This window comes from Microbacterium sp. NPDC077391 (assembly GCF_040686955.1).
GTDB lineage: Bacteria > Actinomycetota > Actinomycetes > Actinomycetales > Microbacteriaceae > Microbacterium > Microbacterium commune.
Genome location: NZ_JBFBMI010000001.1, coordinates 1,082,068 through 1,108,488, shown reverse-complemented (window position 1 = coordinate 1,108,488; position 26,421 = coordinate 1,082,068). Strand labels below are relative to the sequence as shown.

The 26,421-nt window shown below is 69.1% G+C and carries 28 protein-coding genes, 1 tRNA gene and 1 other RNA gene; 10 read left to right on the top strand and 20 right to left on the bottom strand.

The features are described from left to right. Window positions 1-41 precede the first annotated feature (41 nt). Genes AB0O65_RS05095 through AB0O65_RS05085 form a run of 3 tightly spaced genes read right to left on the bottom strand, consistent with a single transcriptional unit; the run spans window position 42 to window position 2,649 of the window. On the bottom strand, window positions 42-1,220 hold the full coding sequence (locus tag AB0O65_RS05095) for an acetyl-CoA C-acetyltransferase (RefSeq protein ID WP_363383435.1): 1,179 nt from the start codon (window positions 1,218-1,220) through the stop codon (window positions 42-44). After that, window positions 1,217-1,870, bottom strand: coding sequence for a CoA transferase subunit B (locus tag AB0O65_RS05090; RefSeq protein ID WP_363383433.1), 654 nt, complete (start codon window positions 1,868-1,870; stop codon window positions 1,217-1,219). The genes AB0O65_RS05095 and AB0O65_RS05090 overlap by 4 nt, the downstream gene beginning before the upstream one ends. Window positions 1,871-1,872: 2 nt before the next feature. Further along, window positions 1,873-2,649 carry a CoA transferase subunit A gene (locus AB0O65_RS05085; protein ID WP_071640916.1) on the bottom strand — a complete coding sequence of 259 codons (777 nt, stop codon included), beginning with the start codon at window positions 2,647-2,649 and terminating at the stop codon, window positions 1,873-1,875. Between the two features lie 98 nt (window positions 2,650-2,747). Between AB0O65_RS05085 and AB0O65_RS05080 the strand changes: the two genes are divergently transcribed. Genes AB0O65_RS05080 through AB0O65_RS05070 form a run of 3 tightly spaced genes read left to right on the top strand, consistent with a single transcriptional unit; the run spans window position 2,748 to window position 5,249 of the window. Further along, window positions 2,748-3,545, top strand: a complete 798-nt coding sequence (locus AB0O65_RS05080) for an IclR family transcriptional regulator (RefSeq protein ID WP_363383541.1) — start codon at window positions 2,748-2,750, stop codon at window positions 3,543-3,545. A 34-nt stretch (window positions 3,546-3,579) separates the two neighbouring features. After that, on the top strand, window positions 3,580-4,026 hold the full coding sequence (locus tag AB0O65_RS05075; protein ID WP_363383431.1) for a MarR family transcriptional regulator: 447 nt from the start codon (window positions 3,580-3,582) through the stop codon (window positions 4,024-4,026). After that, entirely contained in the window at window positions 4,023-5,249 is a 1,227-nt protein-coding gene (locus AB0O65_RS05070) for an MFS transporter (RefSeq protein ID WP_363383429.1), read from the top strand. Before AB0O65_RS05075 ends, AB0O65_RS05070 begins: the two co-directional genes overlap by 4 nt. A gap of 41 nt (window positions 5,250-5,290) precedes the next feature. On the opposite strand, the gene AB0O65_RS05065 is transcribed toward AB0O65_RS05070, so the two are convergent. Next, window positions 5,291-5,776, bottom strand: a complete 486-nt coding sequence (locus AB0O65_RS05065; protein WP_363383427.1) for a hypothetical protein — start codon at window positions 5,774-5,776, stop codon at window positions 5,291-5,293. A gap of 99 nt (window positions 5,777-5,875) precedes the next feature. Between AB0O65_RS05065 and AB0O65_RS05060 the strand changes: the two genes are divergently transcribed. Next, window positions 5,876-6,964: a Rossmann fold nucleotide-binding protein gene (locus AB0O65_RS05060; RefSeq protein WP_363383425.1), complete on the top strand. Its 1,089-nt coding sequence runs from the start codon at window positions 5,876-5,878 to the stop codon at window positions 6,962-6,964. Between the two features lie 93 nt (window positions 6,965-7,057). Continuing rightward, window positions 7,058-7,130: transfer RNA gene (locus tag AB0O65_RS05055), tRNA-Lys, on the top strand. Between the two features lie 107 nt (window positions 7,131-7,237). Here the strand turns inward: AB0O65_RS05055 and AB0O65_RS05050 are convergent. Beyond that, window positions 7,238-7,537, bottom strand: coding sequence for a hypothetical protein (locus AB0O65_RS05050; protein ID WP_071641044.1), 300 nt, complete (start codon window positions 7,535-7,537; stop codon window positions 7,238-7,240). Between the two features lie 197 nt (window positions 7,538-7,734). Here AB0O65_RS05050 and AB0O65_RS05045 point away from each other — a divergent pair, with 197 nt between their 5' ends. Both AB0O65_RS05045 and AB0O65_RS05040 read left to right on the top strand, forming a co-directional pair. Beyond that, window positions 7,735-8,544 carry an inositol monophosphatase family protein gene (locus AB0O65_RS05045; protein ID WP_071641046.1) on the top strand — a complete coding sequence of 270 codons (810 nt, stop codon included), beginning with the start codon at window positions 7,735-7,737 and terminating at the stop codon, window positions 8,542-8,544. A gap of 43 nt (window positions 8,545-8,587) precedes the next feature. Continuing rightward, window positions 8,588-9,157 (top strand): hypothetical protein, encoded by a 570-nt coding sequence (locus tag AB0O65_RS05040; protein WP_363383423.1) that lies wholly within the window; start codon window positions 8,588-8,590, stop codon window positions 9,155-9,157. A 48-nt stretch (window positions 9,158-9,205) separates the two neighbouring features. Here the strand turns inward: AB0O65_RS05040 and AB0O65_RS05035 are convergent, their stop codons facing one another. Continuing rightward, window positions 9,206-9,403: a hypothetical protein gene (locus tag AB0O65_RS05035; protein ID WP_071642404.1), complete on the bottom strand. Its 198-nt coding sequence runs from the start codon at window positions 9,401-9,403 to the stop codon at window positions 9,206-9,208. A gap of 117 nt (window positions 9,404-9,520) precedes the next feature. Between AB0O65_RS05035 and AB0O65_RS05030 the strand changes: the two genes are divergently transcribed. Then, the gene (locus AB0O65_RS05030) at window positions 9,521-10,126 is read left to right on the top strand and encodes a TetR/AcrR family transcriptional regulator (protein ID WP_071642402.1); all 606 of its coding nucleotides are present in this window, start codon (window positions 9,521-9,523) and stop codon (window positions 10,124-10,126) included. A 47-nt stretch (window positions 10,127-10,173) separates the two neighbouring features. Here AB0O65_RS05030 and ssrA read toward each other — a convergent pair. Next, window positions 10,174-10,543, bottom strand: a transfer-messenger RNA (tmRNA) gene (gene ssrA, locus AB0O65_RS05025). Between the two features lie 145 nt (window positions 10,544-10,688). Between ssrA and AB0O65_RS05020 the strand changes: the two genes are divergently transcribed. Further along, a complete protein-coding gene (locus AB0O65_RS05020; RefSeq protein WP_071642400.1) occupies window positions 10,689-11,342 on the top strand; it encodes an SIMPL domain-containing protein in 654 nt (217 codons plus the stop codon). Between the two features lie 44 nt (window positions 11,343-11,386). Here the strand turns inward: AB0O65_RS05020 and hflX are convergent, their stop codons facing one another. After that, window positions 11,387-12,895, bottom strand: a complete 1,509-nt coding sequence (gene hflX / locus AB0O65_RS05015; RefSeq protein ID WP_071642398.1) for a GTPase HflX — start codon at window positions 12,893-12,895, stop codon at window positions 11,387-11,389. 70 nt (window positions 12,896-12,965) lie between these two features. On the opposite strand from hflX, the gene AB0O65_RS05010 reads away from it, so the two are divergent. Beyond that, window positions 12,966-13,613: a methyltransferase gene (locus tag AB0O65_RS05010; protein WP_071642396.1), complete on the top strand. Its 648-nt coding sequence runs from the start codon at window positions 12,966-12,968 to the stop codon at window positions 13,611-13,613. Between the two features lie 10 nt (window positions 13,614-13,623). Here AB0O65_RS05010 and dapF read toward each other — a convergent pair whose 3' ends face one another. The 12 genes from dapF to dapA form a co-directional block, all read right to left on the bottom strand. Further along, window positions 13,624-14,496 (bottom strand): diaminopimelate epimerase, encoded by an 873-nt coding sequence (gene dapF / locus AB0O65_RS05005; protein WP_071642394.1) that lies wholly within the window; start codon window positions 14,494-14,496, stop codon window positions 13,624-13,626. A 73-nt stretch (window positions 14,497-14,569) separates the two neighbouring features. Then, the gene (gene miaA / locus AB0O65_RS05000) at window positions 14,570-15,499 is read right to left on the bottom strand and encodes a tRNA (adenosine(37)-N6)-dimethylallyltransferase MiaA (protein ID WP_363383419.1); all 930 of its coding nucleotides are present in this window, start codon (window positions 15,497-15,499) and stop codon (window positions 14,570-14,572) included. Continuing rightward, window positions 15,496-17,049, bottom strand: coding sequence for a tRNA (N6-isopentenyl adenosine(37)-C2)-methylthiotransferase MiaB (miaB, locus tag AB0O65_RS04995; RefSeq protein ID WP_071642390.1), 1,554 nt, complete (start codon window positions 17,047-17,049; stop codon window positions 15,496-15,498). The genes miaA and miaB overlap by 4 nt, the downstream gene beginning before the upstream one ends. A gap of 59 nt (window positions 17,050-17,108) precedes the next feature. Further along, window positions 17,109-17,666 (bottom strand): regulatory protein RecX, encoded by a 558-nt coding sequence (locus tag AB0O65_RS04990; protein WP_256221039.1) that lies wholly within the window; start codon window positions 17,664-17,666, stop codon window positions 17,109-17,111. A 137-nt stretch (window positions 17,667-17,803) separates the two neighbouring features. Then, a complete protein-coding gene (recA, locus tag AB0O65_RS04985; protein ID WP_071642386.1) occupies window positions 17,804-18,847 on the bottom strand; it encodes a recombinase RecA in 1,044 nt (347 codons plus the stop codon). A 247-nt stretch (window positions 18,848-19,094) separates the two neighbouring features. Next, on the bottom strand, window positions 19,095-19,316 hold the full coding sequence (locus AB0O65_RS04980) for a DUF3046 domain-containing protein (RefSeq protein ID WP_071642383.1): 222 nt from the start codon (window positions 19,314-19,316) through the stop codon (window positions 19,095-19,097). Between the two features lie 20 nt (window positions 19,317-19,336). Then, on the bottom strand, window positions 19,337-19,645 hold the full coding sequence (locus AB0O65_RS04975; RefSeq protein WP_071642381.1) for a helix-turn-helix transcriptional regulator: 309 nt from the start codon (window positions 19,643-19,645) through the stop codon (window positions 19,337-19,339). Window positions 19,646-19,798: 153 nt separating this feature from the next. After that, complete coding sequence (locus AB0O65_RS04970) at window positions 19,799-20,281, bottom strand: CinA family protein (RefSeq protein ID WP_363383416.1); 483 nt, start codon at window positions 20,279-20,281, stop codon at window positions 19,799-19,801. Next, window positions 20,278-20,853 (bottom strand): CDP-diacylglycerol--glycerol-3-phosphate 3-phosphatidyltransferase, encoded by a 576-nt coding sequence (gene pgsA / locus AB0O65_RS04965; protein ID WP_071642376.1) that lies wholly within the window; start codon window positions 20,851-20,853, stop codon window positions 20,278-20,280. The genes AB0O65_RS04970 and pgsA overlap by 4 nt, the downstream gene beginning before the upstream one ends. Then, on the bottom strand, window positions 20,853-23,621 hold the full coding sequence (locus tag AB0O65_RS04960) for a DNA translocase FtsK (protein WP_363383414.1): 2,769 nt from the start codon (window positions 23,619-23,621) through the stop codon (window positions 20,853-20,855). The genes pgsA and AB0O65_RS04960 overlap by 1 nt, the downstream gene beginning before the upstream one ends. Before the next feature lie 60 nt (window positions 23,622-23,681). Then, window positions 23,682-25,358, bottom strand: a complete 1,677-nt coding sequence (locus tag AB0O65_RS04955) for a ribonuclease J (protein WP_071642372.1) — start codon at window positions 25,356-25,358, stop codon at window positions 23,682-23,684. Between the two features lie 60 nt (window positions 25,359-25,418). Then, a complete protein-coding gene (dapA, locus tag AB0O65_RS04950) occupies window positions 25,419-26,396 on the bottom strand; it encodes a 4-hydroxy-tetrahydrodipicolinate synthase (RefSeq protein ID WP_071642370.1) in 978 nt (325 codons plus the stop codon). Window positions 26,397-26,421 lie beyond the last annotated feature (25 nt).

Genomic DNA, 26,421 nt, shown 5'->3' with positions numbered 1-26,421 from the left:
CTCGGCGCTCAGGCGGTGGGTGCGACGGTCCGCGTCGGGCATCAGCGGGTGAGGATCAGCGCCTCGCCCTGACCCCCGCCACCGCACAGGGCGGCGACCGCGGTCCCCGATCCACGCCTGACGAGTTCGTGCGCGAGGTGGACGACGAGCCGCGTGCCACTGGCGCCGATCGGATGCCCGATGGCGATGCCGCCGCCGTGCACGTTCACGATGTCGTTCGACAGCCCCAGCTCCTGCTGCGATCGCGCGACGACGGCCCCGAACGCCTCGTTGATCTCCACGCGGTCGAGCTGCTCGACCGTGATGCCCTGCTTCTCGAGCGCGCGCTCGATCGCGCGCGCCGGCTGCGCCTGCAGCGAGTTGTCGGGCCCGGCGGTCTGACCGCTCGCTCCGACGACGGCGAGCACCGGCCACCCACGGGCATCCGCATTGTCGCGCGTCGTCACGATGACCGCAGCGGCGCCGTCGGAGATCTGCGATGCGTTGCCGGCGGTGATCGTCCCGCCCTCCGCGAAGGCCGCCCGCAGACCCGCGAGCGACTCCACGGTGGTGTCTGGACGGATGCCCTCGTCGTTGTTGACGATCACCGGGGCGCCCTTGCGCTGCGGCACCGGCACCTCGACGATCTCGGCGTCGAAGACGCCCTCCGCCTGAGCCGCGGCTGCGCGCTGGTGGGACCGGGCGGCGACGGCATCCTGGATCTCCCGGGTCATCTCGAACCGCGGGTTGTGCCGCTCGGTCGAGGCGCCCATGCTCTCGCGGTCGTAGGCGTCGGTGAGGCCGTCGTGGGCCATGTGGTCGAGCACCTCGACGCTGCCGTACGTCCATCCGTCTCGTGAGCCCATCAGCAGGTGCGGGGCCCTGGTCATCGACTCCATGCCCCCGGCGACCACGGTGGTCGCGTCGCCGGTGCGGATCATGCGCGCCGCGTCGATGATCGCCGTGAGCCCCGAGAGGCAGACCTTGTTGACCGAGCTCGCCGGCACGTCCCATCCGATGCCGGCGCCGATCGCGGCCTGGCGCGCGGCGTTCTGGCCCGAACCGGCGGCGAGCACCTGACCCATGATCACCGCGTCGACGGCATCCGGAGCGATCCCCGCCTGCTCGAGCGCACCCCTGATGGCCAGCGCGCCCAGCTGCGGTGCGGTGAACGACGCCAGCTGCCCTTTCAGCCGCCCCTGCGGGGTGCGGGCGGCGGCGACGATGACGATGTCGCTCATGAGTTCTCCTTCAGGGTCTCTGCGATGCTCAGCTCGGGTTCGGTGGCAGCGATGACCTCCTGCACGCTCACGCCGGGGGCCGTCTCGACGAGCACGAGACCCCGCTCGGTGACGTCGATGACGGCGAGGTCGGTGATGATCCGGTCGACCACTCCCCTGCCGGTGAGCGGGAGCGAGCACTGGTCCACGATCTTCGCCGAGCCGTCCTTCGCGACGTGCTCCATGAGGACGATCACGCGCCGGGCGCCGTGCACGAGGTCCATCGCGCCGCCCGGGCCCTTGACCATCTTGCCGGGGATCATCCAGTTGGCCAGATCGCCGGTGGCCGAGACCTGCATGGCGCCGAGGATGGCGGCGTCGATCTTGCCCCCGCGGATCATGCCGAAGCTGGTCGCGGAGTCGAAGAACGCCGCCCCGGGCAGCAGGGTGACCGTCTCCTTGCCTGCATTGATCAGGTCGGGGTCGACGCCCTCCTCCGTCGGATACGGGCCGACCCCGAGGATGCCGTTCTCGGACTGCAGCACGACGGTCACATCGTCGGGCACGTGATTGGGCACCAGGGTCGGCAGGCCGATGCCGAGGTTGACGTACTCGCCGTCGGCGAGCTCCTGCGCGGCGCGGGCTGCCATCTCGCTGCGGGTGAGTGCCATGATCAGGCTCCTTCCTGGGTGCGGGTGGTGCGCCGCTCGATGCGCTTCTCGATGTCGCCGCCCACCTCGACCACGCGGTGCACGTACACGCCCGGCAGATGGATGCTGTCGGGATCGAGCTCTCCCGGTTCGACGAGCTCCTCGACCTGGGCGATGCAGATGCGCCCCGCCATCGCGGCGAGGGGGTTGAAGTTGCGCGCCGCCTTGTTGAACACGAGGTTGCCGTGCCGGTCTCCCCGGAGCGCGTGCACCAGCGCGAAATCGGTCCTGATCGCCTCCTCGAGCACGAAGTCGCGCTGCTCCCCGTCGACGTCGAAGCTGCGGACATCCTTGACGGGCGAGGCCACGGCGATCGACCCGTCGGGGTTGTACCGGCGCGGGAGGCCGCCCTCGGCGACCTGGGTGCCGACGCCCGTCTGGGTGAAGAAGGCGGCGATGCCCGAGCCGCCGGCACGCAGCTTCTCCGCGAGGGTGCCCTGCGGGGTGAGCTCGAGCTCGAGGTCGCCCTCGAGGAACTGCCGCTCGAACTCCTTGTTCTCGCCGACGTACGAGGAGGTCATCTTGCGGATCCGACGTGCGGCGAGCAGGATGCCCAGGCCCCAGTCGTCGACACCGCAGTTGTTGCTGACCACGCTGAGGTCGCCTGTGCCGTGGGCGTGCAGCGCCTCGATGAGGGCCATGGGGTTGCCCGAGAGGCCGAAGCCGCCGACGGCGAGCGAGGCACCGTCCGGGATGTCGGCGACGGCCTCCGCCGCGGATGGGAACTGCTTGTCGATCAAGGCCACTCCTTCGTGTGCGCTGCTTCCAGCATCGGTCCGGTCGACCCGGTGGGCAAGGCGGCGCTTGCGATGTGGTCGCATTGCGCGATAGCGTCCACATTGTGGAATCACCGCTTCCATCGCGTCGCACCGTGCCCGGCGCGCAGGCGGTCGCCAGGGCGGCCGCGCTGCTGCGTCTCGTCTCGGCATCCGCCGACGGCGCCAGCCTGCAGACGCTGTCGCGCGACGCCGGGCTCAGTCGCTCGACCGCACATCGTCTGCTCACGGCACTGCGCGTCGAGGGCCTCGTCGACCAGGACGAGGACACCGCCCGATGGATGCCAGGGCCCGAGCTCTATCTGATGGGAACCGTCGCCGCGGCACGGTACGACATCACCGAGCTGTCGCGCGACATCGTGCGCTCCCTCGCCGTCAAGACGGAGGAGAGCGCGTTCCTGTCGACGCGACGGGCCGACGAGACCGTATGCCTGGTGCGCGAGGAGGGGTCGTTCCCCATCCGCTCGTTCGTGCTCAGCGAAGGGGTGCGCTTTCCCCTCGGCGTCGCGAGCGCCGGACTGGCCGTTCTGGCCTTCCTTCCCGACCACGATGTGGATGCCTACCTGCAACGACACCCGGAGCTGGAGAGCCGGTGGGGCACGGCGCACGGCGACGAACCCCTGCGGCGCCGGCTGCGCGAGACGAGGGCCCGCGGCTATTCGGTGAACCCCGGTCTGATCGTCGAGGGGTCGTGGGGCATGGCCGCGGCTGTGTTCGACCGTCAGGGCCGACCGGAGTGGGCGCTGAGCATCACCGGCGTGGAGTTCCGCTTCGCCCCCGATCGCCTTCCCCTGCTCGGTCGCACCCTGCTCTCGCACGCTCATCAGCTCTCGTCACGGGTCGCGACCGCCCGGCACTGACGACATAGATACCACTAGGTATATACTCGGCGGTATGCATAAAGCCGAAGCGATCACCGCCATCGTGCTCGCCGCGCACGCCCTCGCCCGCATCGCGGCGCACGACGCCGGGAACGATGCGCCCTCCGCGCAATGGCGCACCCTCAGCATCCTCGACCAGGGAGGCGGAATGCGTCTCGGCGCCCTGGCATCCGCCGCGCGAACCACCCAGCCGGGGATGACGCGGCTGATCGGTGCGCTCGAGAGCGCCGGGCTCGTGGAGCGTGGCGCCGACCCCCGCGACTCACGAGCCACCGTCGTCACCGCGACAGCGGCGGGCATCCGCGCACTGCACGAATGGCGCACCGAACTGGGCACGACTCTCGCGCCGCGCTTCGACGACCTGGGCGATGACGACTGGCGGGCGATCGAGCGCACCGCCGCCATCCTCGGCGAGCGCGTGCAGAGCACGCCCGACGACATGACAGGAGCACGCGGATGAGCGGAACACCCCAGGGATCGATCTGGCGCCAGCCGGCACAGGTGTGGGCGGTCGCCTTCGCCTGCGTCGTCGCATTCATGGGCATCGGCCTGGTCGACCCGATCCTGCCCGCGATCGCCGAGTCGCTCGAGGCCTCACCGGTCGAGACTGAGCTGCTCTTCACCAGCTATCTGCTGGTCACCGGCCTCGCGATGCTCATCACCAGCTGGATCTCCAGCCGGATCGGCGCGAAGGCGACCCTGCTCGTCGGCCTCGGCCTGATCGTGGTGTTCGCTCTGCTGTGCGCACTCAGCGGCAGCGTCGACGGAGTGATCGGGTTCCGTGCCGGGTGGGGGCTGGGCAACGCGCTGTTCATCTCCACCGCGCTCGCGACGATCGTCGGCGCGGCAGCCGGAGGCAGCGGCGCCGCCATCGTGCTCTACGAGGCGGCGCTCGGCCTGGGCATCGCGGTCGGCCCGCTGCTGGGCGGGCTGCTCGGCGAACTCAGCTGGCGAGGCCCGTTCTTCGGCGTGGTGGCGCTGATGGCGATCGGGTTCATCGCGGTGCTCACCCTCGTGCGCCCAGACGGCGAGCGCCGGGAACCGATGCCGTTCTCCGCACCGTTCCGCGCACTGCGTCGCCCTGCGCTCGCCGTTCTCGCCATCGCCGCCCTGTTCTACAACATCGGGTTCTTCGTGCTTCTGGCGTTCTCGCCGTTCCCTCTCGGGTTCGGCGCCATGGGCATCGGCCTGACCTTCTTCGGCTGGGGCGTCGCTCTGGCGGTGACCAGCGTCTGGGTGGCTCCCGCTCTGATGCGGCGCACCTCGCGTACATCGATCATGCTCGTCGCCCTGGCGCTGCTGGCCGTCGACCTCATCGCCGCAGGCATCGTCGTCGCCAGCCCCGCCGCTCTGGTGGTGTGCATCGTCGCCGGGGGTCTGCTGCTGGGCGTGATGAACACCGTTCTGACCGAGGCCGTGATGGAGGCGACCGACCTGCCCCGGTCAGTCGCCTCGTCGGCGTACTCCGCCGTGCGCTTCCTGGGCGGTGCGATGGCGCCACCCACGGCCGCAGCCCTCGCGCACGCCTACGGCGACACGGTGCCCTACCTCTTCGCCGCCGCAGCCGTGCTGCTCGCCGCCCTCACCGTGCTCCTCGGTCGACGGGCGCTCGCCCACATCGACGCGTCCGGCAGCGACGAGGGCGAGGATGCCGCGGCCGTCCTCATCGGGGACGCGACGTGATGCGCGGCGAGACGGTGCGCGCGGTCATGCGTGCGGGGTGATCACTCCACCATCAGGTCGTCGATCTCGAGGTCCTCGTCGAGGAGGCAGTAGATGATCAGGTCCGGGTACTCCTCCGGGGCGATGAAGAGCAGCGTGATGCCGCCGTCACCGAACACGACCACCCCGTCGAGCGCGATGTCGTCCTTGAGCGCCTGCAGCGCCTCGACCATGTCGACCTCATCATCGTCGGCCTCGTAGGCGGCTTCGGTGAGCGCTTCGACGACCTCGCCCTCGCGCCCGTCGAGGATCTCCTCCGTCAGCCGCGCCAGGGCATGCTTCACCGTCTCCTGCATCGTGTCGAGGTCGGGAAGATCCTCACGCTCGATCGGATCCTCATCCTCGTCGCCCTGCTCGTCGTCGTCCTCGTCGTGGTCGAACTCCTCGTCGAATTCGTACTCGACCGTGACGCGTCGACCTCCGGGCAGTTCGACGGTCGCGGTGAGCGCGCCGTCCTCATCGGTGTCGATGTCATCGAGATCGATCATGAGAGCCACCTCCTGTCCGCCATGTTCCCACCGGCGCGCCCGAGACGGAAGAGGCTCGTTCCGCGCGGTCGCCATTCGGCACTGCCCTAAGGTCGTGGCATGAGAAGAACGCGCGGACGGGTCGTCGACGTCGACACGCTCGAGGACTTCGACCGCCGTGTCGCGGCCGGCGTCCGTTCACTCTCCGGCTGGCGGATGCGTGCACTCGACCTCACAGAGCGAAGCAGCGCCCTGAGGTCGGTCGAGGTCAGCGGAGCCCTGTTCCTGGGCTGCAGCCTGAACCTCGCCGACGAGTCGTCGGTGCGGGCACGCGGCGCGGTGGTGTTCCCGGAGGCGCCTGGCATCCCGATCGACACCTACCGCACGACGTTGTACACGCCCACCGATCTCTTCGACGCCGCCGACTACGGCGACAGCCTCGACGCGCGCACCTACGCCTGGTCGGAGCGCGCGACGTCCAGGGATGCCGCGCTCGCGAAATCGCTGCACGATCACACCATCGATGTCGCGCTCGCCGAGTGGGTCGCCGGCAGGCGCCTCGTCGGCGTCATGGGCGGGCACGGCGTGGTGCGCGGCAGTCGTGAGTACGCCGACGGCGTCGAACTCGGGCAGCGGCTGTCCGCGGCGCTGACCGTCGCGACCGGCGGCGGTCCCGGTGCGATGGAGGCCGTCAACCTGGGTGGGTATCTGGCGGGCCGAGGAGCGGATGCCAGGGAGCGCGCGCTGTCGATGCTCGCCTCGGTGCCGAGCTTCGCCCCCAGCGTCGCCGTGTGGGTCGATGCCGCGTTCGCCGTGCGTCGGGAGTTCCCCGACGGCGGCGACTCCCTCGGCATCCCCACCTGGCACTACGGGCACGAGCCGCCCAACCCGTTCGCCAGCGCCATCGCGAAGTACTTTCGCAACGCGCAGCGCGAGGCGATCCTCCTGGAGGTGTGCCAGGCCGGGATCGTGTTCCTGCCCGGCTCGGGCGGAACCGTGCAGGAGATCTTCCAGGATGCCTGCGAGAACTTCTACGCCGACGAGTCGTCGGTCGCGCCGATGATCCTGGTCGGGCGTGAGTACTGGACCGAGCAGTACCCGGCCTGGCCCCTGCTGGCCGCGCTCGCCGCCGGACGGCCGATGCAGCACCACGTGCACCTCGTCGACACCGTGCAGGAGGCGGCCGAGCTGGCCTCGCGTGGCACATGACACCGTGACCCGCCCGGCGAACCGCGGGGATTTGGCGCGACCCCCGGCCGCTGGTAATGTAATTCCTCGGCCGGGGAAATCTTCCCGGGCCACGCACCTCTAGCTCAATCGGCAGAGCAACTGACTCTTAATCAGTGGGTTCAGGGTTCAAGTCCCTGGGGGTGCACGGACAGCCCCGGTAGATCTCGCCATCTATCGGGGCTCTCTGCATGTCAGGGCCGTGAGGAACAGCGGTCGCGTGGAGCGATCCCGAGCCCGACGGCACCGCGCCGGTCAGAGGTCGAACAAGCCGATCGTCCCGACGTCGACATCCACCTCGACGTCCACGTCGGCGTACGGCTGCTCTTCCGGCACCGCCCACGGCGGCACCACCGCGATCGTCACACGCCGATCCGCAGACATGAGCACACGCAGGTCGGTGCCGTTCGCAGCGGTGATCTGCACGAAGCGGTGGTGATCGACGGCCTCCTGAACGACGTGCTGCAGCTCATCCATGTCCTCTGTCGCGGAGAGCACGACCGTCGCACCGTCTATGGAGATCGTCTTTCGAGCATCAAGTGCAGAGTCGGCCATGCCCACACGTTAGCCCTCGGCGCGAGATCCACCGATGGGGTTGCGAGGCGGCACCGGGAGAGAGAGCATGGATGCCCTCGGCGCTCGGATCCCGGCTGTCAGGGGAGCCGCGCGGGACGGACGGAACGGATCGTTTCGTGTCTGGACCGATATCCTGCAGGCCGGTTCGAGCGAGGGACGCGGCTTATCCTGGATAGGTGACCGACACCCGCGATGACGCCGACCTCACTGCCGATCTCGCGCTCGCGCTGCGGCTGGCCGACGCCGCCGACGCCCAGTCGCTCCCCCGCTTCGACGCGGCCGATCTGCAGATCTCGCGCAAGGCAGACCGCTCGCACGTGACCGACGCCGACTTCGCCACAGAGCGCGCGGTCCGCGAGCTGCTGGCCGCTGAACGCCCCGGCGACGGCATCTTCGGCGAGGAGTACGGTGCGCAGGGCGACTCCCGGCGTCAGTGGATCATCGACCCGATCGACGGCACCGCGAACTTCCTGCGCGGCGTGCCGCTGTGGGGCACGATGATCGCCCTCGCGTTCGACGGTGTGCCGCGCGTCGGGGTGGTCAGCATGCCCGCGCTGTCACGCCGCTGGTGGGCCGCAGACGGCCTCGGCGCGTGGACGAACACTGCCGACGCCCCCCGCCGCCTGTCGGTGTCAGACGTCGACTCGCTCGGCGACGCGAGCATCAGCTTCCAGAGCATCGCCCAGTGGGCCGACGCCGGACGGCTCCCCGAGCTCCACGCCGTCGCCGATCGCGTCTGGCGCGACCGCGCATACGGTGACGTGTACAGCTACATGCTGCTCGCCGAGGGCCGCATCGACATGGTCGCCGAGTTCGACGTCAAGGAGTACGACATCGCCGCGGCCGTGGCGATCGTTCGAGAAGCGGGCGGCCGCATGACCGCCTTCGACGGAACCGAGACCCTGTCGGCGCTGTCCACGCTCGCCACGAACGACATCCTGCACGACCGTTTCCTGTCCCTGTTCCGCGACGCGCGACTCCCCTGAGCGCGCCACTGCCTCTCCCCCTCCCCCTCCCCGGATCCCCCTTATGAGCCCCCGCATCCCCCTCACCTTCAGCGCGCTCGCAGCCGTCCTGATGCTGGCATCCTGCGCCGCCCCTGACCCCACGCCCCCGCCCTCCTCTAGCCCGTCGACGAGCGCCGAGCCGACGACCGCCGCGACCACGGCTCCGGTCGACGTCAAGACGCCGACGCCCGGCGCCGAACCCACCTGCAAGACGATCATCACCCCGGGAACCGTCGAGGCCCTGACCTCCCAGGGATGGACCTCGAAGCAGGAGGAGCTGCGCATCGGCGAGACGCTCGTCGAGGACGGTCTGCTGTGCATGTGGGCCGACTTCAGCACGGCGTCCGACCACGGCCAGATGTACGGGTGGGGAACACTCGACGCGCGCACCGCCGACGTCGCGCAGTCGAACCTGAAGCGGGACGGCTGGCTGCGATCGACCGACGGCGATCTGGTGTACTTCACCGAGGACCCCGCGTACGCCATCGCGACCGACGAGGACGGCTTCGGCATGACCTACGAGTTCGGCGACGGATGGGTGAAGTTCGCCGACACGAAACAGGGCCTGCTGCTCATCGACTGGAAGGGATGAGCGAACAGGCCCTGGGGTGAAGGCGCCGCCCGCGGGCGGCGCCTGACGTCACTTCTGGCGCTGACCCCAGCTGTCGGTGCGACGCGTCGCCGAACCGCGCTGGCGCATCACGTAGGCCATGGCGAGGCTGACCAGGATGATGCCGGCGCTGAAGGCCACGCCCTGCCATGCGGGCATCTCCCAAGAGGCGCCGAGAAGCCACATGCCGCCCAGGAACAGCACGAGGAACACGATGAAGTCGACCATGTCGAAGCCTTTCCGATCGTCGGATTACCCCCTCAGCTTACCGGTCTGACGGGCAGCTCCGCGGCCGCATCCGTCGAGCGCGCGCGGCTAGAGTTGGGGCATGCCGAGGAGCCGACCGTGACCGCGACGACCGGCCGCCCGTCCCGCCGCGGGCGCCCAGGACACGACCGCGCCGATGTGATCCGTGTCGGCGTTCAGCTGTTCAACGAGCAGGGCTACGACGCGACCTCGGTGGCAGATCTGACCGCTCGGCTCGGGGTGACGAAGTCCGCGCTGTACCACCACGTCGACTCGAAGGAGCAGATCCTCCAGATCGCCCTCGACGAGGCCCTCGGCGGCCTGGAGGATGCTCTGCAGGCGGCGCTCGGGCATCCGACCGCCGACGCACGGCTCACCGCCATCGTCGACGGCGCCGTGCGCGTGCTGACCGAACGGCTGCCGCAGGTGACCCTGCTGCTGCGTCTGCGCGGCAACAGCGACATCGAGCTGGCCGCCCTGGAGCGCCGCCGACGCTTCGATCACACGGTGACCGGTCTCGTGCGGGAGGCCCAGGCGGAGGGACTCGTGAGAGCGGATCTGGATGCCGGTGTGGCCACCCGCCTGATCTTCGGGATGATCAACTCGGTCGTCGAATGGTACCGACCGGACGGCCCCGTCGACCCGGAGCTGCTGGGCACCGAAATCCGGGCGGTCGCGCTCGACGGGCTGCGTCCGCGAGCGTGACGCGGCAGACGACACGCCAGGACCGATGTTCCACAGTGACAGCGGCTTGGTGGAGCTGGGGGGAATCGAACCCCCGTCCGACGCTGCTCATCCACGTCTTCTCCGGGCGCAGTCTGTGAAAGCGTTCTGCTCGGCTCCGACCTTTGTCACAGACACCTAAGTCGACGAGCCCAGTCTGGGAAGAGTCCCACGTGACGTCCAGACGCCGTCACGCAGCAAGATCCCTAGATGACGCCAGGGTCCGTAGCGGGATCAGCTACGGTCTGACGGACTATCGGGCTCGCTTAGGCAGCGAGGGCGAAGTCGTTGCGCTTGGTTTCGGCAACTATGGTTTTGCAGGGAGCGTTCACGAGATAACCCTGCATCCTCGGCCCGCTTCTCGTCGATACACAGGCGCCGTCGAAACCGATCAGCCCCGTGGACCTTCTTGCGAAGGAGCCGCTGTCACACTGTGGAATTATCAGCGGGAGCAGGTGCTCCCGAGCATCACAGACTACAACGGATCGACGCCGGATGCTATTCCGCGACCGACCTGTCGCCCGTGTGCCGTACAGTCGCTCGCATGAGCGAAGTCATCATCACCGTCCGCGGCGAGCACGAGCTGAGAGTCGCACCCGAGCGCGCCACGATCAGGCTCACCGTGGCACTCGACGGCCCCGAGCGCGAAGAGGTCGTCCGCCGCGTGCTCGCGCTCGCCGAACCTGTGCGCGAGGGCATCGTCGCGCGGGAGCAGGCCGGCAGCGTGACCGCGTGGACGAGCCAGCGGCTGAGCGTGTACGGCGAGCGTCCGTGGAACGCCGACGGCCGCAAGCTCGCACCCGTGTATCGGGCGAGCATCGACTTCACCGCCACCTTCGCCGACATCTCGGAGCTCTCGCTCTGGGCCACGGAGCTCGCCGGTGAGGACGGCATCGCACTCGGCGGCGTCGACTGGCATCTCACCCCCGAGACCGAACGCGAGGTGGAGCGCGAGGTCGCCACTCAGGCTGTCGGCGTGGCCGTGTCGCGCGCGCAGGCCTATGCCGAAGCGCTCGGACTGCGCACGCTCACCCCGGTGGAGATCGCCGATCGAGGCCTGATCTCCGCCGAGACTCCCACCTTCATGCCGGTCGCGATGCGCGCCGCCGGCGGCTTCGATGCGTCACCTGCGATGGAGTTCCAGGGCGAGGAGATCACCGTCTCCGCCACCGTCGAAGGCCGCTTCTCGGCATCCTGACACCGGCTGCGCTGCGGGCGGATCCACCCCCCGCAGCGCACTCGTCAGCTGATGGCGAAGGGGGCCAGCTCGGCAGCCAGACGCTCGGACACGTGCGCGTGCACTGCGGTGCCGTTCTCCTCGTGCTCGGCCGAGATGAGCACCCCGCTCTCGTGCACCGCCGAGACGAGATCCCCTCGGTCGTACGGCACGAGCGCGCGCACCTCGATCGCGGGCATCGGGAGTCGGCGCTCGATCTCGGCGCGCAGCTCGGCGATGCCCTCGCCCGTGCGGGAGGAGACGAAGTGGGCGTCGGGCGCGAGACCGCGCAGCACGAGTCGTTCGTCGTCGTCGATCAGGTCTGCCTTGTTGAACACGACGATCTCGGGGATGTCGCGGCCGCCGACGTCGCCGATCACGTCGCGCACCGTCTGCAGCTGCGCCGACGGGTCGGGATGCGAACCGTCGACGACGTGCACGAGCAGGTCGGCCTGGCCGACCTCCTCCAGCGTCGAACGGAAAGCCTCGACCAGCTGGTGCGGCAGATTGCGCACGAAGCCGACAGTGTCGGCGAGCGTGTACACGCGGCCGTCGGCCGATTCCGCACGCCGCACCGTGGCATCGAGGGTCGCGAACAGGGCGTTCTCGACGAGCACGCCCGCGCTGGTCAGCGCGTTCAGCAGGCTCGACTTGCCGGCGTTCGTGTACCCGGCGATCGCGACCGACGGGATGGTGTTGCGCTTGCGCTCGGCGCGCTTGGCGTCGCGTGCCGGCGCGAAGTCGCGGATCTGCTTGCGCAGCTGCGCCATACGCGTGCGGATGCGGCGGCGGTCGAGCTCGATCTTCGTCTCACCCGGTCCGCGCGATCCCATGCCCGCGCCGCCGGCGCCCACCTGGCCACCGGCCTGCCGGCTCATCGACTCACCCCAGCCGCGCAGGCGCGGGAGCAGGTACTCGAGCTGCGCCAGCTCGACCTGCGCCTTGCCCTCGCGGCTCTTCGCGTGCTGGCTGAAGATGTCGAGGATCACGGTGGTGCGGTCGATGACCTTCACCTTCACGACGTCCTCGAGTGCGCGTCGCTGGCTGGAGGCGAGCTCGGTGTCGGCGATCACCGTGTCGGCGCCCACGGCGGCGACGATCTCCTTGAGCTCCTGCGCCTTGCCCCGACCGAGGTAGGTCGCGGGGTCGGGGTGCGGCCTGCGCTGCAGCAGTCCGTCGAGCACCACCGCACCGGCCGTCTCGGCGAGGGCCGCGAGCTCGCGCAGCGAGTTCTCGGCATCCTCCTGCGCGCCCTGCGGGTACACGCCGACGAGCACGACGTTCTCCAGGCGCAGCTGCCGGTATTCGACCTCGGTGACGTCCTCGAGTTCGGTGGACAGTCCGGCGACGCGGCGCAGCGCGTGCCTGTCCTGAAGGTCCCACTGCTCGCCGTCCGCGTCGGTGTGGGCGGCGGATGCTGCATCCTGCAGCGCCTGGGCGGTGCCGAACACGCGTGCCTGAGTACGCGGCTCGGCGTTCGCGAGCACGCGATCCAGGGCATCCTGTGTGCTGTTGTCGTCGTTGGGGTTCGTCATCCGGTGGTGAACTCTGTCCTCTCTGAGAAGCGCCTTAACCTTAGCCCGCGACGTCCGGTACGCTCACTGCATGCCGTCGTCCGATCATTACTTCAGTGCGGCCCCGGCCAGTGCCGAGAACCTTCGAACCATCACCGTCCCGCTCGCGGGCCGTGAGCGTGCGGTGACCACCGCAGGCGGCGTGTTCAGCCCTGACCGCCTCGACACGGGCACCGCGGTGCTGTTCGCCAACATGGCTCCTCTGCCGCCGAGTGGCAACTTCCTCGACCTCGGGTGCGGTTGGGGTCCGATCAGCCTCACCATGGCCCTCTCATCGCCGAACGCCACCATCTGGGCTGTCGACGTGAACGAGCGGGCCCTGGATCTGACCCGACGCAACGCCGAGTCTCTCGGCCTCACCAACGTCAACGCCGTGAAGCCGGAAGATGTTCCCGCTGATGTCGTGTTCACCACTATCCGCTCCAACCCGCCGATCCGGGTGGGCAAGAGCGAGCTGCACGACATGCTGGAGCGCTGGATCCCCCGTCTCGACGAGCGCAGCGACGCGTGGCTGGTCGTGCAGCGCAACCTCGGCTCCGACTCGCTGCAGCGGTGGATGTCGACGGTCTTCTCCCCCGGCTTCAGCGTGACGCGCGCAGCGACCGGGAAGGGGTATCGGATCCTGAAGGTGCGTCGGCACGGCACGCCGCCGACAGCCCCGATCACGCTGCCCGGATGACCGACCGGCCTCAGACGAGGTCGATCTCGCCGCGGTAGACCAGTTGCGCGGGCCCGGACAGTGCGACGTGCTCCCCGTCTTCGGCGGGGAACATCCGCACACCCAGCACTCCACCCGGCACCTCGACGCGCCAGTGGTGCGGTGCGCGGGAGCCCGCCCAGTGGCGCACCGCCAGGGCGGTAGCCGCGACCCCCGTGCCGCAGCTGAGCGTCTCGCCCACGCCGCGTTCGTGCACGCGCATGCGCACGTGCCCGACGCCGTCTCGCACCAGGGGCTCCGCCGGGACGACGAACTCGACATTCGCGCCGTCGACAGGCGCGGGGTCCAGCACGGGAGTGGGATCGAGGTCGAGCCCGGCCAGTTCCTCGTCGGATGCCAGAGCGACGACCACATGAGGGTTGCCGACGTCGATGCCGAGCCCCGGTCGGGGCACGGAGAGACCGGCGGCACGGGCGAGCGGCTCGCCACCGGAGAGCTTCCACAAGCCGAGATCGACCTGGTAGCCGTTCTCCGAGCGCATCACATCCCGCACACCCGCTCTCGTGCCGATCGGCAGCGTCGACCCGCTCTCGATCGTCGCGAGACCGGCGCGCAGCAGATAGTGCGCGAAGACCCGGATGCCGTTGCCGCACATCTCGGCGATCGAGCCGTCGGCGTTGCGGTAGTCCATGAACCACTCGGCATCGGGCTCCTCGGCGAGAGCCGCCGCACCCTCGGGCAGCGCACGGGAGCGCACCACTCGCAGCACGCCGTCGCCGCCGACGCCGAAGTTCCGATCGCAGAGCGCCTGCACCCGGGCGGGTGTGAGGTCGAGTCCGCCGTCGACGTCCTCGATGATCACGAAGTCGTTGCCGGTGCCGTGCCCCTTGGTGAATGCGACCATGCGAACAGTCTAGGGAGGCGGCGCACCGGCGACACGGCAGCGACCGCACAGGAAGCTGCGGTCAGGCGCCATCTCAGCCGGTCAGCGCCGCCACATCGACCGGGTGCTCGACCCACTCGATGTCGGGATAGCGCTTGAACCACGACACCTGCCGGCGCGCGTACCGACGCGTCAGCGCCTGCGTCTCGGCGATGGCCTCGTCCTGCGTCCTGGCACCGCGCAGCTGCGCGAGGGCCTGCGCATAGCCGATCGCTCGCGACGCGGTGACGCCGCGCTCGATTCCGCTGACGCGCAGGCGCTCGACCTCATCGAGCATCCCGTCGCGCCACATCCGCTCGACGCGCCGGTCGAGTCTCTCGACGAGAACGTCGCGAGCGGTGTGCAGACCGATGACGCGCGTCGACGGATGCCAGAGTTCCGGCTTCTCGGGGAGCGCGCCATGCGTGACGCCACCCTGCTCGATCACCTCGAGCGCTCGCACGATGCGGCGGCCGTTCTTCGGGTCGATCCTGGCGGCCGCGCCCGGATCGACCTCGCGCAGCCGTTCGAAGAGCGCTCCGGCGCCGTTCTCATCGAGCTCCGCCTCCAGCCGCGCCCGGACGGCGGCATCCCTCGGCGGGAAGCGGAAATCGAAGATCACGCTGGAGACGTACAGACCCGACCCGCCGACGAGGATCGCGTCGCCGCCCCGGGCGTGGATCGCGGCTACCGTCTCGCGGGCGAGCGGCTGATACCAGGCGACCGCGGCCTCGTCTGTCACCTCCCGGGCATCGAGCAGATGATGCGGGATGCCTCGCCGCTCGTGCGTCGACAGCTTCGCCGTGCCGATGTCCATGCCGCGGTACAGCTGCATGGCGTCGGCGTTGACGATCTCGGCGGGATTGCCCAGACCACGCAGGTGCTCGGCGAGGTCGAGAGCCAGATCGCTCTTTCCCGTTCCGGTCGCGCCGACGATCGCCCAGAGCCTGGGCGAGGCGCCAGCGCGAGCAGACCCGAGGGTCAAGATCCGACGGGGCGCAGGGTCGGCAGACCGAGCGAGACGGCGCGCGGTGCACCCGCCTCCCCGACCGCCGCGGGAACACCGCACGACGCCGCCTGTGCGCGATCCCACGCATCTCCGCCTCGCGTGCGGCGGATGCGCAGCGGCGCACCCGTCGGGTCGTCGGCCAGCAGGTGGAACGGCGCCCCGTGCGTGATCCTGACCGTGACGGCATCGCCAGGCCGGGGCAGCTCCGACCCTGGTGTCACCTCGAAGTGCACGAGGCGATTGTCTTCCGCACGACCGGTGAGACGGTGGGTCTCGGCGTCTTTCTTGCCCTCGCCGACCGACACGAGCACCTCGACCTCGCGGCCGACCTGCTTCTGGTTCTCCTCGAGCGAGATGCGCTCCTGCAGCGCGATCAGCCGGTTGTAGCGCTCCTGCACGACGGCCTTGGGCACCTGGTTCTGCATGGTCGCGGCCGGCGTGCCCTCGCGGATGGAGTACTGGAAGGTGAACGCGCCCGAGAAGCGGGACTGCTCGACGACGCGCATCGTGTCTTCGAAGTCCTCGTCGGTCTCGCCGGGGAAGCCGACGATGATGTCGGTGGTGATCGCGGCGTGCGGAATACGCTCGCGCACGCGCTCGATGATGCCGAGATAGCGCGAGCTGCGGTACGAGCGGCGCATCGCCTTGAGGATGCTGTCGCTGCCCGACTGCAGCGGCATGTGCAGCTGGGGCATCACGTTGGGTGTCTCGGCCATGGCGTCGATGACGTCGTCGGTGAACGCGGCCGGGTGCGGGCTGGTGAAGCGGATGCGCTCGAGGCCCTCGATCTCGCCCGCCGCACGCAGCAGCTTGCTGAACGCCTGGCGGTCGCCGAACTCGACACCGTACGAGTTGACGTTCTGACCGAGCAGCGTGACCTCGATGGCCCCGTCTTCGACGAGCAGACGGATCTCGCTCAGGATGTCGCCAGGACGGCGATCCTTCTCCTTGCCCCGCAGGCTCGGAACGATGCAGAACGTGCAGGTGTTGTTGCAGCCGACCGAGATCGAGACCCACCCGCTGTGCGCTGAGTCCCGTTTGGTCGGCAGGGTCGAGGGGAAGACCTCCAGCGACTCGAGGATCTCGAGCTCTGCCTCGCCGTTGTGACGTGCGCGCTCAAGCAGGCCGGGGAGCGATCCCATGTTGTGGGTGCCGAAGACGACATCGACCCAGGGCGCCTTGTCGAGCACGGCCTGCTGGTCCATCTGCGCGAGGCACCCGCCGACGGCGATCTGCATCCCCTCGTGCTTGTCCTTTCGGGACTTCAGGTGGCCGAGGGTGCCGTACAGCTTGCCGGCGGCGTTGTCGCGGACGGCGCAGGTGTTGATGATGACGATGTCGGCCTCGTCGCCGGCATCCGCCCGCGCGTATCCGGCACTCTCGAGCGAACCCGACAGCCGCTCGGAGTCGTGCACGTTCATCTGGCAGCCGAAGGTGCGCACCTCGTAGGAGCGACGGCGCCCGTCGGCGGTGATCGCCGCGTCGGAGGGCGCGATGATCGTCGGTTCGGAAGAGAGAGAAGACATGGTGAGTCCATTCTACGAGCCGCCCGGCCAGATGGCCGAGCGGCTCGTGGAGTGGATGCTCACTCGGAGTCGACGAACCGCACGCCCGAGGGGTGCGCTGCGGACGGCCTGCTCGAGGCGCGCCGCACGCCGACCTCGCCCAGGGCCGTGCGGGCGGCGTCCATCGCGACCGAGCCGCCGTAGCCGCGACGGGCGAGCTGCCCGTGCAGTCGGCGCAGCGCCGTGTCGTAGTCGAGGCGGCTCATGCCGGATGCCTTGCTGCGGGCGAAGTCCAGTGCCCGCTCGGCATCGTCGTCGGGCAGCTCTGCGAGTGCGTCGTCGATGATGTCTCGCGCGATGCCGCGCTGCGCCAGCGAACGAGCCAGGGCGATGCGCCCCTGCCCCTTGCGCTCCGATCCGGAGATCACCAGCAGCGACGCGAGCGTGTGATCGTCGAGATAGCTCCTGCGCAGGAACTCGTCGACGACGTCTTCGACCGCGTTCCGATCGAGGCCGTTGTCCCGCAGCACCGACCGCGCCTCCGAGACCGACAGCTGCTTGGCTCGCAGTCGGCGCACCAGCGCCGCCTCCGCGCGCTGACGGATCTCATCGGCATCCGGTTCGCTCGGCGCAGACACGTCGTGCTGATCACTCGGATCGTCGACCCGTGGTTCTGGCTGCAGGGGTGCGGCCTCCACGGAGCCCGTGGAGGGACCGGCACCCCGCGTGCCGCCGAACAGCGGGATGACAGGAGCGATCCTGTCGTTCGAGGACATCACGCCGGGCGGCGCTCGGCGAGCTCGTCGACGGTGGCCTCCGCCTTGACGCCGACGCCGAGCTTCTGCTTGATCTGCGTCTCGATCGCCATGGCGATGTCGTCGTTCTTGATCAGGAAGTTGCGCGCGTTCTCCTTGCCCTGACCGAGCTGGTCGCCGTCGTAGGTGTACCACGAGCCGGACTTCTTGACGATGCCGTGCTCGACGCCGAAGTCGATGAGGCTGCCCTCTCGCGAGATGCCGATGCCGTAGAGGATGTCGAACTCCGCCTGCTTGAAGGGCGGGGCCATCTTGTTCTTGACGACCTTGACGCGGGTGCGGTTTCCGACCGCCTCGGTGCCGTCCTTCAGCGTCTCGATGCGACGGATGTCGAGGCGGACAGAGGCGTAGAACTTCAGCGCCTTACCACCGGCCGTGGTCTCGGGCGAGCCGAAGAACACGCCGATCTTCTCGCGCAGCTGGTTGATGAAGATCGCGGTGGTCTTGGTCTGGTTCAGGCCACCGGTCAGCTTTCGCAGCGCCTGCGACATGAGTCGGGCCTGCAGACCGACGTGCGAGTCGCCCATCTCACCCTTGATCTCCGCCTCGGGGACGAGGGCGGCGACGGAGTCGATGACGACGAGGTCGATCGCGCCGGAGCGGATCAGCATGTCGGCGATCTCGAGCGCCTGCTCACCCGTGTCAGGCTGCGAGACGAGCAGCTGGTCGATGTCGACGCCGAGCTTGCGTGCGTACTCGGGGTCGAGCGCGTGCTCGGCGTCGATGAACGCGGCGATGCCCCCCGCACGCTGGGCGTTGGCGATCGCGTGCAGCGTCAGCGTGGTCTTACCGGACGACTCGGGTCCGTAGATCTCGATGATGCGTCCGCGGGGCAGACCTCCGATGCCGAGGGCGACGTCGAGGGCGATCGACCCGGTCTGGATGACCTCGACGGGGGCGCGCTCGTCGCTGCCCAGTCGCATGATCGATCCCTTGCCGAACTGACGCTCGATGTGCGCGAGTGCGGAGTCCAGGGCCTTCTCGCGGTCGTCGGTGGATGGCATGACGTGCTCCTCTGTATCTCGAAGTTCTGCCGCCTGTAGGCTGTCGCGGCCGTTCCGGATGGAGTGACTCTGCGACAAGGCGCATGGCTCAGTGCCACATCCTTCACCGTAGGAGCGGCCACCGACATTCGGTCGGCGACAGCGTCTGATGTGGAGAAGATGACCTCAGGACCACTTGTGCAGAACATTACGCGGCCGTCGAACACATCTTCGACGACACGCCGGGATGAGCTGTCCGAGTTTCGTTTCAGCGCTCGCGCGGCTCGAGCCGTCCCACACCGTACCGACGCGTGGGTGGTACGTCCGCCTCGTCGCACAGCGCGACCCAGATGTCGCGCGGCGGCACACCGGCATCCAGTGCCTCACGTGCTGTCCGCCCGAGCGAGCCGAGGATGAGGTCGTGCACGAGCGAGTCCGCGCGGCCGCCGAACTCGTCGTCGACCGCGCGGAGGAACTCGCTGCGTCGCATGGGGAGGGTGCGCCGGGGCGTCAGTGCAGCGACAGCTCGGGCTCGACCTCGGCGACGAGGTCGTCCGGAACCACATCCGGGAAGGGGCTGAGGCCCTCGAGAACGGAGATGCGGTCGCCCACTTCGCGCATGATCGTCGAGATGGGCACATCCAGCGCTTCGGCGACCGAGGCGAGGATCTCGCTCGACGCCTCCTTCTGACCGCGCTCGACCTCGCTCAGGTAGCCGAGGGCCACGGAGGCCTTGCTCGCGACCTGGCGCAGGGTGCGCCCCTTCTGCAGGCGGAAGTCCCGCAGCACATCGCCGATTTCCTGTCTGACGAGGATCATCGGAACCTCCTCTCCTTTGCGTCACCTGGAGTCTGCTCCGAGGGGACGGCCAGTCTAACCCGATCGGGTGTCGTTGAATCTACTGTTTCTCGCTGTGCTTGAGTTGTGAGTACGCGACGTGTCACGTAGAGGAGAACCTCGCCCGCCGCGGGGCTATTCCCGCACCGCCACCAGCGCTTCCGCCAGTGCCGCGACCGTCGCCCGCTCGCGGATCTCAGCCCGCGTTCCCTCGAACCGGTACGGGATGCTGCGGACGCCGTCCGGTGTGGCGATCCCGATGTGCACCGTGCCGACCGGCTGACCATCGGGCGAGTCGGGACCGGCGATCCCCGTCGTCCCGATGCCGACATCGGCCGAGCGCCCGTCGACGGCCACGGCGCGCCGCACGCCTTGGGCCATCTGCGCGGCCACGTCGGGATGGACGGCCCCGTGCTCGGCGAGCAGCGCGGCGTCGACCCCGAGCAGGGTGTGCTTGACCGGTATCGCGTACGCGACGACCCCGCCCAGCAGGGTCGCCGAGGCACCGGGAACGGATACGACCTGAGAGCAGACCGCACCTCCGGTGAGCGACTCCGCCACGCCCAGCGTCCAGCCCCGCTGACGAAGAGCGGCGACCAGCAGCTCAGCCTGGGTCATCCGCTCCTCCGGCGGCCGCGCACCTGCGCGACGAGATAGTCGATCCCGCTCGCGACGGTGAGCACGAGCGCCAGGATCATCAGCACCTGCGTGACGACCACCCAGGCGGCCTGACCGACGAGACCGTGCAGCGGAAGCAGCGCCCAGCTCAGCGCGACGCCCTGCACGACGGTCTTGATCTTGCCCATCCAGGCCGCCGCGACCACGTGCTCGTGCACGAGAGTGAAGCGGTGGATGGTGATCGCCCATTCCCGCACGAGGATGACGATGATGATCCACCACGGGACCTCGCCGAGGATGGCGAGTCCGATGAAGCCGGCGCCGGTGAGCAGCTTGTCCGCGATCGGATCCCACAGCTTCCCGAAATCGCTCACGATGTCGTATCTGCGTGCGAGGTAGCCGTCGATCCAGTCGGTCGAGATGGCGAGCACGAACAGGCCGGCAGCCACCCAGCGAAGCACGATGTCGTCGGCGCCGAACGTGCCGGCCAGCAGCAGGAGGATGAAGAAGACGACCGCGAGGGGGATGCGGGCGATCGTGATCGCGTTGGGAAGCTGCCGTGGAATGGTCATCAGTCGCGTCCCGTCAGTCCCCAGGCGTCTTCGTCGCCGTCGTGATCGCTCTCGACCACGGGCAGGCCTTCGAACTGCTCGGCCACCGGGTCCCGCCCGTACGGATCGCCGCCGGCGGATGCGCTCGCAGACGCGGTGGCAGGCGCGGCCGGCGCCGGTGCATCCTCTCCGCGCAGCTTCGCGAGCACGCCGGGCAGCTGCTCGGAGGTCACCAGCACGTCGCGGGCCTTCGAGCCCTCGGAGGGCCCGACGATCTCGCGCGACTCGAGCAGATCCATGAGTCGACCGGCCTTGGCGAAGCCGACGCGCAGCTTGCGCTGCAGCATCGAGGTCGACCCGAACTGCGACGACACGATCAGCTCGGCCGCGGCGAGCAGCAGCTCGAGATCGTCGCCGATGTCCTCGTCGACCTCCTTCTTGCGTGCCTCCGCCGACTCCTGCACGTCGGGACGGTACTCCGGCCTGGCCTGCTGCGTGACGTGCTTGACGACCGCGGAGATCTCGGCCTCGTCCACCCACGCGCCCTGTAGCCGGAAGGGCTTCGACGACCCCATCGGCGAGAACAGGGCGTCACCCTGACCGATCAGCTTGTCGGCGCCGGGAGCGTCGAGGATGACGCGGCTGTCGGTGACGCTCGTCACGGCGAACGCCAGACGTGAGGGCACGTTCGCCTTGATCAGACCCGTGACCACGTCGACGCTGGGGCGCTGCGTGGCGAGCACGAGGTGGATGCCCGATGCTCGCGCCAGCTGAGTGATGCGCACGATCGAGTCCTCGACGTCTCGAGGGGCGACCATCATCAGATCGGCGAGCTCGTCGACGACGACCAGCAGGTACGGGTACGGCTTGAGCACGCGCTCGCTGCCCGGCGGCACTTGCACCTCGCCCGCGCGGACGGCCTTGTTGAAGTCGTCGATGTGACGGTAGCCGAACGACGCCAGGTCGTCGTAGCGCATGTCCATCTCCTTCACGACCCACTGCAGCGCCTCGGCGGCCTTCTTCGGGTTCGTGATGATGGGGGTGATCAGGTGCGGGACGCCCGCGTAGTTGGTCAGCTCGACGCGCTTGGGGTCGATCAGCACCATGCGCACATCCGCGGGCCTGGCGCGCATGAGCAGGCTGGTGATCATCGAGTTGACGAAGCTGGACTTTCCCGACCCGGTCGATCCTGCGACGAGGAGATGCGGCATCTTGGCCAGGTTCGCCACGACGATGTTGCCGCCCACGTCCTTGCCGACGCCGATCGTCAGGGGGTGCGTGCTCTTCTGCGCCGCGGTCGAGCGCAGCACGTCGCCGAGCGCGACGGTCTCCTTGTCGACGTTGGGGATCTCGATGCCGATCGCGCTCTTGCCCGGGATGGGCGACAGGATCCGCACGTCGTTCGATGCGACCGCGTAGGCGAAGTTGTTGCTCAGCTGCAGGATCTTCTCGACCTTGACGCCGTGGCCGACCTCGACCTCGTACTGCGTGACCGTCGGGCCGCGCGAGAACCCGGTGACCTTCGCATCGACCTTGAACTGCTCGAGAACGCTGGTGATCTGCTCGATCGTGCGGTCGGTGGCATCCGAGCGCACCACCGGCGGCGGTCCGGACTTCAGGACGGCGGTCGAGGGGAGCACGTAGGGCGCAGCCGGCGCGTGGATCCCCTTCTCCCCCGGGCCCTCCGTTCCGAAGCCGTCCAGGCCGGGCAGCTCTCCCGTGGAGCCCGAGTCGTCGAGCAGTGCGGTGGTGTTCTGCTCGCCGAGCAGCCCGGTGAGGGCGCTGACGTCGGAGAGCACCTCGGTCGCCGCATCCGCTCCGGCGTGCACGGTCGGCTCGTCGTCGACGATGACCGCCTGGTCGTACGCCGTCTTCTGCGCCGGCTCATCGAAGAGCGCCGTGATGGCCTGGGAGTCGACGTCGTCGTCCGGTGTCTCCTCTCGCCCGCTCTTGTTGCGTCGCCACCACGGGAGCGCATCGTCCTTCTCGGCGGCGTCGTCGTCGGCTGCGGCCGCCTCTTCAGCGGTCGGGCGAAGCGGACGCTCCGCGCCGAACATCCACGCGTACAGGTCGCCCAGTCGCTCGCCGATGCGGTTCGGGGGCGTCTTGGTCAGGATCAGGATGCTGAGCGCCGTCAGCATCGCGAGGACGATGTACGCGACGACCGGGGTCAGGAAGGCGAGCGGCTCGCCGAGCATCCATCCGAAGAGGCCCCCGGCGGCGCTGAGCTCCGGCATCCCGTCGCGCGGCTGCGGCCGGACGATCGTGCCGGTCGCGCCGACGACGCCCGAGGCGACGTGCAGGATGCCGGCGAGCGAGAGCACGAAGAGTCCGAACCCGATCCCGATCCGCCCGTTGTCGTGCACCGACGAGGGATGCCGGAACAGCCACCCCGCGAGGAGCAGCAGCAGCACGGGAAGCACGAACGCCACCCGGCCGACCAGCAGACCCCAGGTGAATGCGCTGATGTTCTGCGCGACGACGTTGCCGATGAAGAACCACTCGACGACACCGCCGACGATCGCGAACAGCACGAGCAGCAGCGGGAAGCCGTCGCGTCGCTGGTCCTTCTCGAGATTCTCCGGGCCGAAGGCGCGGAACAGTCCACCGACGCCGTGCGCGAGCCCGAGCCACATGCGCACGCCGAGTGGCGGCCGCTCGGCCTCGTCGATGTACTTCTTCGGGGCCGGAGCGGCTTTCGCGCTCGATCGAGCGGGCGTCTGCCGCTTCGGGCGAGACGAGCTCGCGCTCTCGGACGCGCGCTCGGACTTGGTGGTGCTCCTGGCCATGTGTTCCACGGTACGGCCGACCGCGGACAACCGCCCGCAGTGACGCGGCTTTGCGCGGTATCAGGCCTCGATCACGAGCGGCACGATCATCGGGCGACGGCGCAGCTTTTGGTTCACCCAGCGTCCGATCGTACGGCGGATGATCTGCGAAAGCGCGTGGTTGTCGCGCACCCCGTTGCGGGCGGCCTCTTCGAGCGCGGCGACGATCTTCGGCGTGATGTCGTCGAAGACCCGGTCGTCCTCGGCGACGCCGCGCGCGTGGATCTCGGGGCCGGACACGATGCGCCCGGTCGAGGAGTCCACGACGACGATGATCGAGACGAAACCCTCTTCGCCGAGGATGCGGCGGTCCTTGAGGTCGGCGTCGGTGATGCCTCCCACGGTCGACCCGTCGACGTACACGAACCCGATGTCGAGCTGACCGGCGACCCGAGCCTCACCGTCGCGCAGGTCGATGATGGTGCCGTTGCCTCCGACGATCGTGCGCTCCTCAGGCACACCGGTGGCCTGGGCCAGCTTGGCGTTGGCGATGAGGTGACGGTACTCGCCGTGCACCGGGAGCACGTTCTTCGGCTTCAGGATGTTGTAGCAGTAGATCAGCTCGCCGGCGGCGGCATGGCCGGAGACGTGCACCTTGGCGTTGGCCTTGTGCACCACGTCGGCGCCGAGCTTCGTGAGCCCGTCGATCACGCGGTACACCGCGTTCTCGTTGCCGGGGATGAGGCTCGAGGCGAGGATGACGGTGTCGCCGTCGCCCGGCTCGATCGCGTGGTCGAGGTTGGCCATGCGGCTCAGCACCGCCATGGGCTCGCCCTGCGACCCGGTCGACATGTACACGATCTTGTCGTCGGGCAGATCGCGGGCCTTCTTGTAGTCGATCAGCACGTTCGCGGGCACCTTGAGATAGCCCAGCTGCTCGGCGATGGTCATGTTGCGCACCATGCTGCGGCCGAGGAACGCCACGCGACGCCCGTGGGCGTGCGCGGCGTCGATGACCTGCTGCACGCGGTGCACGTGGCTGGAGAAGCTGGCGACGATGACCCGACGTCGTGCCTTGCCGATGACCTGCTCGAGCACAGGTCCGATCGACCGCTCGGTGGGCGTGAAGCCGGGCACGTCGGCGTTGGTGGAGTCGACGAGGAACAGGTCGACGCCCTCCTCGCCCAGACGCGCGAAGGCGCGCAGGTCGGTGATCCGCCCGTCGAGGGGCAGCTGGTCCATCTTGAAGTCGCCGGTGGCGAGGGCCAGTCCGGCCGGGGTGCGGATGGCGACAGCCAGGGCATCCGGGATCGAGTGGTTGACCGCGATAAACTCGAGGTCGAACGGTCCGACCTTCTCCTCCTGACCCTCCTTGACGGTGAGGGTGAAGGGCTTGATCCGGTGCTCCTTGAGCTTCGCCTCGACGAGCGCCAGCGTGAGCCCCGACCCGATCAGCGGGATGTCCTGCTTCAGGCGCAGCAGGTACGGCACCGCGCCGATGTGGTCTTCGTGGCCGTGCGTGAGCACCACGCCGACCACATCGTCGAGCCGGTGCTTGATCGGCTCGAAGTCGGGCAGGATCAGATCGACGCCGGGCTGGTGCTCCTCGGGGAAGAGCACACCGCAGTCGACGATGAGGATCTTGCCCTCGTACTCGAACGTGGTCATGTTGCGCCCGACCTCGCCCAGACCGCCCAGCGGGGTGACCCGCAGCGTTCCGGGGGCGAGCGGCTCGGGTTCGGCGAGGGGGAAGGACATTCGGTCTCCTCAGGCGGGCAGACGAGGCCCGGTCATGTCGTCGTCAGCGCGAAACCGCGCTCATCGTGTGGTGCCGTGCACCTTGGGCAGTGCGCCGCCCGCGGCCGCGTTGCGGTCGGGACGGAAGTTCGAGAAGTCCGCGCCGGCGACGTCCGTGACGAGGGCGAGCTCGTCCTCGATGAGAGCCGCCTCCCACTCCTCCGGTCCGACGAGGGGCAGACGCACGCGCGGGCTGTTGATGCGGCCGAGCCCGTGCAGGATGTACTTGGCCGAGACCGTGCCCGGCACGTGCGTCATCGCGGCCCGCACCAGCGGCTCGAGCCGCTTGTGCTCGGCGGTCGCGGTGGCGAGGTCGCCGCGGTTCACCGCGTCGACGATCGTGCGGTACGGCGCGGAGGTGATGTTGGCGGTGACCCCGATCATGCCGGTTGCCCCGATCGACAGGTGCGGGAGCACGTTCGAGTCGTCGCCGGAGAAGTACATCAGGTCGGTCTGGTTCAGCACGCGGCTGACCTCGCTGAAGTCGCCCTTGGCGTCTTTCACCGCGAGGATGTTGGGGTGCTTGGCGAGGCGCAGGATGGTCTCGTACTTGATGGGCACGCCGGTGCGACCGGGGATGTCGTAGAGGATGACCGGGAGGTCGGTGGCGTCGGCCACGAGCCGGAAGTGGGTCAGGATGCCCGCCTGCGTCGGCTTGTTGTAGTACGGGGTGACGATCATGATGCCGTCGGCGCCGGCCTTCTCGCTGGCCTTGTACAGCTCGATGGCGTGCGCGGTCTCGTTGGATCCGCCGCCGGTGATGATCTTCGCGCGTCCGGCCGAGACGTCCTTGCCCACCTCGACGAGACGGATCTTCTCGTCGTCGGTGAGGGTGGAGGTCTCACCGGTCGTGCCGGTGACGACGATGCCGTCGGCACCGTCGCTGATGACGCGGTCCATGTGCTTCTCGGTGGCGGGCCAGTCGACCTCTCCGTCGGCGGTCATCGGGGTGACCAGCGCGACGAGCACCTGTCCGAAGGGATTATCCGCGTGCGTCATCCTCTCAGCGTAGCGTTTCAGTGCC

Coding starts and splice junctions, on each gene's coding strand:
- AB0O65_RS05095 (WP_363383435.1), bottom strand. CDS start 1,220: ATGAGCGACATCGTCATCGTCGCCGCCGCCCGCACCCCGCAGGGGCGG.
- AB0O65_RS05090 (WP_363383433.1), bottom strand. CDS start 1,870: ATGGCACTCACCCGCAGCGAGATGGCAGCCCGCGCCGCGCAGGAGCTC.
- AB0O65_RS05075 (WP_363383431.1), top strand. CDS start 3,580: ATGCATAAAGCCGAAGCGATCACCGCCATCGTGCTCGCCGCGCACGCC.
- AB0O65_RS05070 (WP_363383429.1), top strand. CDS start 4,023: ATGAGCGGAACACCCCAGGGATCGATCTGGCGCCAGCCGGCACAGGTG.
- AB0O65_RS05065 (WP_363383427.1), bottom strand. CDS start 5,776: ATGATCGATCTCGATGACATCGACACCGATGAGGACGGCGCGCTCACC.
- AB0O65_RS05060 (WP_363383425.1), top strand. CDS start 5,876: ATGAGAAGAACGCGCGGACGGGTCGTCGACGTCGACACGCTCGAGGAC.
- AB0O65_RS05050 (WP_071641044.1), bottom strand. CDS start 7,537: ATGGCCGACTCTGCACTTGATGCTCGAAAGACGATCTCCATAGACGGT.
- AB0O65_RS05040 (WP_363383423.1), top strand. CDS start 8,588: ATGAGCCCCCGCATCCCCCTCACCTTCAGCGCGCTCGCAGCCGTCCTG.
- AB0O65_RS05035 (WP_071642404.1), bottom strand. CDS start 9,403: ATGGTCGACTTCATCGTGTTCCTCGTGCTGTTCCTGGGCGGCATGTGG.
- AB0O65_RS05020 (WP_071642400.1), top strand. CDS start 10,689: ATGAGCGAAGTCATCATCACCGTCCGCGGCGAGCACGAGCTGAGAGTC.
- hflX (WP_071642398.1), bottom strand. CDS start 12,895: ATGACGAACCCCAACGACGACAACAGCACACAGGATGCCCTGGATCGC.
- AB0O65_RS05010 (WP_071642396.1), top strand. CDS start 12,966: ATGCCGTCGTCCGATCATTACTTCAGTGCGGCCCCGGCCAGTGCCGAG.
- dapF (WP_071642394.1), bottom strand. CDS start 14,496: ATGGTCGCATTCACCAAGGGGCACGGCACCGGCAACGACTTCGTGATC.
- miaB (WP_071642390.1), bottom strand. CDS start 17,049: ATGTCTTCTCTCTCTTCCGAACCGACGATCATCGCGCCCTCCGACGCG.
- recA (WP_071642386.1), bottom strand. CDS start 18,847: ATGCCATCCACCGACGACCGCGAGAAGGCCCTGGACTCCGCACTCGCG.
- AB0O65_RS04980 (WP_071642383.1), bottom strand. CDS start 19,316: ATGCGACGCAGCGAGTTCCTCCGCGCGGTCGACGACGAGTTCGGCGGC.
- AB0O65_RS04975 (WP_071642381.1), bottom strand. CDS start 19,645: ATGATCCTCGTCAGACAGGAAATCGGCGATGTGCTGCGGGACTTCCGC.
- AB0O65_RS04970 (WP_363383416.1), bottom strand. CDS start 20,281: ATGACCCAGGCTGAGCTGCTGGTCGCCGCTCTTCGTCAGCGGGGCTGG.
- pgsA (WP_071642376.1), bottom strand. CDS start 20,853: ATGACCATTCCACGGCAGCTTCCCAACGCGATCACGATCGCCCGCATC.
- AB0O65_RS04960 (WP_363383414.1), bottom strand. CDS start 23,621: ATGGCCAGGAGCACCACCAAGTCCGAGCGCGCGTCCGAGAGCGCGAGC.
- AB0O65_RS04955 (WP_071642372.1), bottom strand. CDS start 25,358: ATGTCCTTCCCCCTCGCCGAACCCGAGCCGCTCGCCCCCGGAACGCTG.
- dapA (WP_071642370.1), bottom strand. CDS start 26,396: ATGACGCACGCGGATAATCCCTTCGGACAGGTGCTCGTCGCGCTGGTC.